At 63.4% G+C, this 6,519-nt stretch carries 7 protein-coding genes and 1 pseudogene; 6 read left to right on the top strand and 2 right to left on the bottom strand.

Annotated elements, in window-relative coordinates; genetic code table 11:
• Positions 1 to 573: 573 nt before the first annotated feature.
• On the bottom strand, positions 574 to 885 hold the full coding sequence (locus AC1DRP_RS34925) for a hypothetical protein (RefSeq protein ID WP_476770934.1): 312 nt from the start codon (positions 883 to 885) through the stop codon (positions 574 to 576).
• 240 nt (positions 886 to 1,125) lie between these two features.
• On the opposite strand from AC1DRP_RS34925, the gene AC1DRP_RS34920 reads away from it, so the two are divergent.
• The 4 genes from AC1DRP_RS34920 (at position 1,126) to AC1DRP_RS34905 (ending at position 2,991) form a co-directional block, all read left to right on the top strand.
• Complete coding sequence (locus AC1DRP_RS34920; protein ID WP_476770933.1) at positions 1,126 to 1,317, top strand: hypothetical protein; 192 nt, start codon at positions 1,126 to 1,128, stop codon at positions 1,315 to 1,317.
• 65 nt (positions 1,318 to 1,382) lie between these two features.
• Positions 1,383 to 1,550 carry a DUF1236 domain-containing protein gene (locus tag AC1DRP_RS34915; RefSeq protein ID WP_476770932.1) on the top strand — a complete coding sequence of 56 codons (168 nt, stop codon included), beginning with the start codon at positions 1,383 to 1,385 and terminating at the stop codon, positions 1,548 to 1,550.
• Between the two features lie 117 nt (positions 1,551 to 1,667).
• Positions 1,668 to 1,901, top strand: a complete 234-nt coding sequence (locus AC1DRP_RS34910) for a hypothetical protein (protein ID WP_441507130.1) — start codon at positions 1,668 to 1,670, stop codon at positions 1,899 to 1,901.
• A gap of 688 nt (positions 1,902 to 2,589) precedes the next feature.
• Positions 2,590 to 2,991 carry a PRC-barrel domain-containing protein gene (locus AC1DRP_RS34905; protein WP_476770931.1) on the top strand — a complete coding sequence of 134 codons (402 nt, stop codon included), beginning with the start codon at positions 2,590 to 2,592 and terminating at the stop codon, positions 2,989 to 2,991.
• 252 nt (positions 2,992 to 3,243) lie between these two features.
• Here the strand turns inward: AC1DRP_RS34905 and AC1DRP_RS34900 are convergent, their stop codons facing one another.
• Entirely contained in the window at positions 3,244 to 4,242 is a 999-nt protein-coding gene (locus tag AC1DRP_RS34900) for a sensor histidine kinase (RefSeq protein ID WP_476770930.1), read from the bottom strand.
• Positions 4,243 to 4,630: 388 nt separating this feature from the next.
• On the opposite strand from AC1DRP_RS34900, the pseudogene AC1DRP_RS34895 reads away from it, so the two are divergent.
• Together AC1DRP_RS34895 and AC1DRP_RS34890 are read left to right on the top strand one after the other, a co-directional pair.
• Positions 4,631 to 5,062 (top strand): annotated as a pseudogene (locus AC1DRP_RS34895) (hypothetical protein); the annotation flags it as partial.
• A partial coding sequence (locus AC1DRP_RS34890) for an autotransporter-associated beta strand repeat-containing protein (RefSeq protein ID WP_476770935.1) occupies positions 5,063 to 6,519 on the top strand: 1,457 nt, incomplete at its 3' end.

Raw genomic sequence — 6,519 nt, 5'->3', positions numbered from 1 at the left:
GGCTGGGCTTTGCGAGGGCCGATACGGCGGCGCCAGCGGCAGCGCCCAAAAATGTCCGACGCTTCATGCCTTGAGACCTTCCGTGCGAGCAGATGGAACGGTCGCGGGTGCCCCCGGAGCCTGCCGGCGTCGCCGCTATGTCAGCACGCCGATCCTATGGCGGCGGAAAGAACGCGTGCAAGGCGCGCAGCGCAAAGCCGCCCCCGTGAATCCGCCATAGTTTGTGCAACTGCTCGTTCCTTAGCGACAAGGCGAGCTCTGATCCGCGCCGCCCCGGCGATCGGAGCCGATCTTTCGATAGCGTTCGGCAGAAGGACGCTCTGAGGTGATCGCAGCCGGACGTATCCAAGGACAGCAATCACCCGGGCTCTCCGGTCCCTTGAGGCTGGTGAAACACAAACGCATGACCGCAGCTCAGGCGTCCTTCGATGGATTTTTCCCTTGCGGCCGGGGGAGCGCCATCGCGGGCATCTTTGTGGTCATGATCGGCGATCGACAGGCCCGTCACGGACTTCGGCGCCTGGACCTGATGACCAGTCGATGACCATCGAGCGGGGTCGCGCCATCCAGCCGCTAGAGGCTTGCCTTGCAAACCGTCGTCTCGACGGTTTCTCCGCGCTTGTTCAACAGCTTCCAACGCTTCAATTCGGCCTGGAAATAATAAGTCGGCAGTCGGTCATCGTCCGGCACCAGCTTCTGCAGGTCGAAGACGTATCGCCGTGCCTCGCCGTGGATTTGAACCATGACCCCGCCCGCAGCGTCCGGTCGGTCGATGACGATCACACCTTCCTCGAAGCTGCAGGTATAGGTCACGCCCCTGTCGGTGTCCGCGTGGGAGACCAGGAGAAGCGCGCTCGGAAGAAGTGCCGCCAAATAGGGGATCATGAACGGGCTCCGGAATCGCTCTCTCCACTCGATACGCGCCCATCGAATGAAAGTTCCCCGCCTGCCCGGGCCACGAGCAGACATGCCCATCGCGGGCGTGATCGCGCTTCCGAATAGATAAATAATAAGGCGCTGCTAAACATGTCATCATGAACAGTTATTCATGGAACATCTTGCCTTACCCGCACGTTTACCTTTTCAGCTGGGGCCAAAACCGAGCCCCATGAAAAGGAAAGAACCATGATCAAGAATCTTGTTCTTATCGCCGCTCTCGCCGTCGTTCCGGTGACCGCATTTGCACAGTCGAACTCTGGTGCGGCAGCGGGCGCCGCCACGGGCGCTGGCGCTGGCGCAGTGGAGGCGCAATTGTCGGGGGACCTGCCGGTGCAGCCGTTGGCGCGGTCGGCGGCGCCGCGGCTGGCGCGATCGTAGGAGGTATCGCTGCGGACCAGAGAACCGAGTTCCGGACCTATGTGACGCAGCAGAAGGTCCCTTCGGTGGCTTATCGCGAAAAGGTCGTCGTCGGCGCGACATTGCCCGACACCGTGACCTATCGCGAAGTTCCCGCTCGCTACGGCAAAACCGAATATCGCTACACGGTGATCAACGATCAGACCGTCCTCGTCGAGCCGAAAACCCGCAAGATCGTGCAGATCATCGAATGATCGAGAAGGAGCCCACCCTTCCTGGGTGGGCTCCTGTCTTTGCATTTCCCGGACAAGCCCAAGTCTGACGTCATCACAATATTCTGGGGGAGATACGCTTTGATACGGACACTGTTAATGGCTGCCGGCATTGCCGCGACCGCGATGCTCGGCGCGCCAGCCCAGTCTCAGGTACGGCTCGATATGGGAATTGACCGGCCCGGCTATGACGCCCCCCGATATCGCGAGCGCCGAGCGTATGGCGAGCGTCGGGTCATCCGCGAGCGCTACGCGGATTGTCGGTTGGTGGAAAAGCGTCGCGTCAACCGCTTTGGCGAGGTCGTTGTGCGGCGCTCGCGCATCTGCGGCTGAGTATGACCGGCGCTCCGCCGTGGATGATCCTCGGCTTGTCCACGCACCTGCTTCCTTTCCCTTCCGCACTTCAGCAATTTCCTGGGAGACACCGATGCGAAAGTTCATCCTTGTTGCGGCTGCCGCGCTGGGCTTCGGCTCAATTTCGCCGTCCATGGCGCTGGCCACTCCGGTCGCGGGTTTGACGGCGATCGAGGGCCAAAATCACATCGAGCAGATCAAGCATGGCGGCCACGGGTATAAGGGCCATAAGGGCTGGCACGGGTCTCCCCACTGGAAGCGTGGACGGGGCTACGGTCGACACTACGGCGCCCCCCCTCCACACGCGCGCGCCTATGGGCGCCGGGCACACGACTCCGGATATTACCGCTACAGGTAAGGCTGTGCGGCGAAGCGCCGGCGTCGCGCGTTGCCGCTGCCACATCAGCATATCGCCGCCTGACGCGCATATCGACAGGCGGCGGCGACTGCGGCCGGAAGTGGGGTCAACCGAATCAGTTCCTGCACTTTCACCGTCGTGATTGCACCGTCGTGATTGGCTCCCTCCCCCAACCGCTCTCACAGCCCGTGGACACCGTCTCTTCCCGCGGAGTTTGCGCCCTGAGGAACAGATTGGGGTGCTCGGAATTCCCATTCCATCCTGCCGCAGCAGTTCAGGCTGCGAACCAAAGAGAAGGACCTTCCGAACATGCGCGCCATCGCGTTTACTTTCGCTGCCACCCTGCTTACCGGCACCGCCATCGCCCAGACGGCGCCCGTCCCTGCACCGGCGGAGCCAAAGATATTCGTTTCTGTCGAGGAGTCTTCGGCGCTCGTCAGCAGTCTCAAGGGTCTCGACGTCAGGAACTCTGGTGACGAAAGCGTTGGCGAGATCGAGGATTTCGTCATCGCCGGCAACGGCTTTGATTCCTACATCCTGTCTGTCGGCGGCTTGCTCGGCATGGGCAAGCACTATGTTGCGGTCAGTCCCAGCGCCCTTGCCGTCACCTGGAATGCGTCGGACAAGAAATGGAACGCCCGGATCAACGCCACCAAGGAACAGCTGAAGGCGGCCCCGCCGTTCAAGTATGAAGGCCGCTTCGCGAAGTGAGCGAGCTGAAGTCAGCCCGCGGTCGCCTCGCTGCCGTTCCGGCGCAATGTCCGCTTCTTGGAAATCCCTCACCGTTCAGCAGCGCGCACGGCGCGCCAGTGACCCGAAGCTGAACCTGATTTCTGCAGGGGCGGCACACGTCATCGATATCTCGCGGTCGGGCGATCGCCCGGCACGCGAGAACGCACCTGCCGTAAAAGACACGGACGGCCTACCTGCGGCGCGAGTCATCGCAGCCGTGCGTCGCAACACCTAGTCAGCGAGCTTCGCCGCCTTGATCCGCAGCGTGACAATGACCCCCTCGAGGGACCAATTGTAGTCGATCGAGCCCCCCAATTGCCCTGAGATGCTGCGAACCACGAGGCGGCTACCATAACCACCGGCGCCGTTCGGAGGTTCGACGGCAGGGCCTCCCCGCTCCGTCCAGATGATCTTGATCTCTTCGTCGTCAGAGCAACCCGAAACGTCCAGGGTGCCGGTCTCGGCCGACAGCGCGCCATATTTCAACGAGTTGGTCGCGAGCTCATGGATGATAAGGGCCAGCGTGGTCGCCGCACTCTCACCAACGCCCATGCGCGGCACCGCGACGCGGATGCGCCCGCTGAAGGCGCCCAGGTCCTCATAAGGAAACAGCAGGATCGACAACAGGTCGCCGAGCAGAGCCGCATGGCCTTGGTGGCCCGGGAGCGGTCTCACCAAATCGTGGGCTCGGCCAAGTGCCGCCAGGCGCCCGGTCAATTCGGTGGCCATCTCTTTGGCGGTCGTCGTGGACCGCGACGAGATCAGGGTCAGCCCCGAGGCAATGGACAGCAGATTCTTGACGCGATGGCTCATCTCCCCGGCGAGAAGCTCATGGCCTTCCTCCGCCTGCTTGCGCCCCGTCACATCAAGAAAGATGCCGTAGGCAATGCCATTGTGCAGATGCGAATCGTCGCCAATGCCCCGAGCGGAGATCCATCGGATTTCCTCATCGATAATAATGCGGAAATCTATTTCATAGGAGCCGACGATCGCCCGCGTCGCCGTGAACGCGCTCCGTACCCGATCCCGGTCGGCGGGGTGAATTCGGGCTGAGAGATCCTCGAACTTTACCGGGATGCTGTCGTCCTGCACTGCCCATAAGGCATATCCCCGTTCGTCCATGGCGAACCGGTCGGTCTCCACGTTCCACGACCAAAGGGCCACCCCGGCCGCGCCGATAGCGCGACGGAGGCTCTCAGCGCTCCACGACAGAGGGTTGCTGGTGGGCATAATGACACTCGGTGAGCGGACGCGGGTGGGCATCGTAGCAGCGGAGGCCGGAGTTCTCTAAGCCTTAAGGGCAGACTGCGACCATTGTTCAGGGGAATATCGCCTCCCCAACAACCTAGCAGTTGCGCTCTGACGACCGCCAGCGGAGGTTCGCATGCCCTGGGACGGCGCCGGCGGCGCAGCACACTGACTCTCGCCCAGCCGACCGCGTTCTGCTCCAGCGCCCACACGGCAGGACGCTGCGTCATTTAACATCTGAGTTATACAACTTTTCCGCGGCATCTACGGCGAATGCCGTATTGTCGCGAGAGTGCCGCTACCCTAACTCTCACGGTCGGGCATGCATTGCGGGTGCGTCTCGATCTTGTCCGCGGCGCCGGGGGGCTAGATGAGGCRAGTGCAGAGGGCGGCCGGTGTGGGGCGCGGAGCGCGAGCGCCGCTCGCCATCCTGCGACTGATCGAAGATGCGGCTCGTGGCCGGCAACAATCCGGCCTGCAGGCACGCGGACACGCGCGAACAGGCACTGGCGCGCTGACCATTGCGGGCGGCGGTACCGTCAGCGTGGGCTCCGAAATTGTCCGCATCGGCGTAGCCGTCGGCGGTAACGGCTCAGTCAGCGTGACGGGGACTGGATCATCCCTCAGCGGCAGTGGACAACTCGATGTTGGACACTCTGGCACTGGCTCGCTGCTCATAGAAGCAGGAGGGACTGTCTCGTTTGATTCCGTTGTCATAGGCAACGCCGCCGGCCCCTCCCATCGTGCCGCGGGCTCGGTGACGGTCACAGGGGCCGGATCGTCCCTGAGCAGCAGTTCGTTCATGTATGTCGGCGGTTTCGGCGACGGGACGCTCACCATTCGGGCCGGAGGCACCGTTTCCGTTGAAGGTGGCGGGGGCATCCTTGGAGTCGCCTCCAATGGCACTTATGGCGGTACAGGCACATTGAACATTGGTGCCGCGTCCGGCCAACCGGCGGCGGCGGTCGGGAGCCTTCTCGCGGCCGAAGTCGCATTCGGCGCAGCCACGGGACGCATTGTCTTCAACCATACCTCTACGGCCTACACGTTCGCGCCCAAGATCACAGGCGCCGGCGCGCTTCTTATCGAGGCCGGGGTCACCATCCTGACAGGGACGAATACCTATAGCGGCGGGACGAACATCAACGGAGGCGTTCTGTCCATAAGCCGCGACGCCAATCTCGGTGCGGTCTCAGGGGGGCTGACCCTCAACGGTGGCACACTCAAAACCACCGGCAGCTTCACCTCGGCACGGGATGTGACGTTGGGCGCAGCCGGCGGCACGATCGACACCAGCGGCGTGTTGACCCTTTCGGGTCAGATTTCCGGCCCGGGCTCTCTCTTTGTGAACGGCGCCGGCACCCTGTCGCTGACCGGAGCGCAGAATGTCATCGGGGGCGCGCTCACCCTCGGCGGCAGCGCGAGCCCGACGCTCGAGATCAAGGGCGGTTCGCTCACGGTCGGCGATCCGGCCGGCTGGGCAATGGGCTGGAACGAAGTGTCGAGCGGCCTGCTCCGGGTCAGCAATGGCGGAACGCTGAAGCTGGTGGACCCGATGGGGTACCTGGCGATCAAATCCGCCATGGAGGTTTCGGGGGCAAATTCCAGCGTCACCAACGAGGGCTACACGGATGTCGGCGGTCCTGCTGCCGCGACCCTGACCATCAGCGGCGGCGGCGTGATGAACAGCAAGGCGGGCGCGCTCATCGAGGGGCATGGGACCTCGTCGACCGTCAGCGTGACCGGAGCCGGCTCGGTCTGGAATGTCGAGCAGCACATGTTCATCGGCTCCAAATGGTCCAATGGAACCGGCGCGCTCGTCGTTTCCGACGGTGGCATCGTCAATCTGAACGGCAACCTCTATTACGATTCCGATGCCGGGCTGGGCCTCGCCAGCGCCACTGTGACGGTCACGGGCGCAGGCTCCCAGCTCAACGTGGTCGACGGCCTCTTCGTCGGTTATGGCTGCGGCTGCGGCGCCACCACCGCCATGCTCACTGCTGCGGATGGCGGCACGGTCAAGGCCGGCTGGGTGGAGATCAGCGATACCTCCGTGCTCAATCTCGGCACCGGCGGGCGCGCGGGCGCGATCGACACGCGCGCGATCCTGAATGACGGCGCCATCGTCGCGGATTTTGTCGATACCGCCACGCTCGCCGCGAACATCTCGGGCACGGGGACGCTGACCAAGCAGGGTTCCGGCCGGCTCATTCTGACGGGGAACAGCAGCTATACCGGGGCGACCTCGGTGCTGTCGGG

This window comes from Allobosea sp. 01N443 (assembly GCF_056399325.1).
Note: the sequence above shows the minus strand (reverse complement) of the source record. Positions and strands in the feature narration are given on the sequence as shown.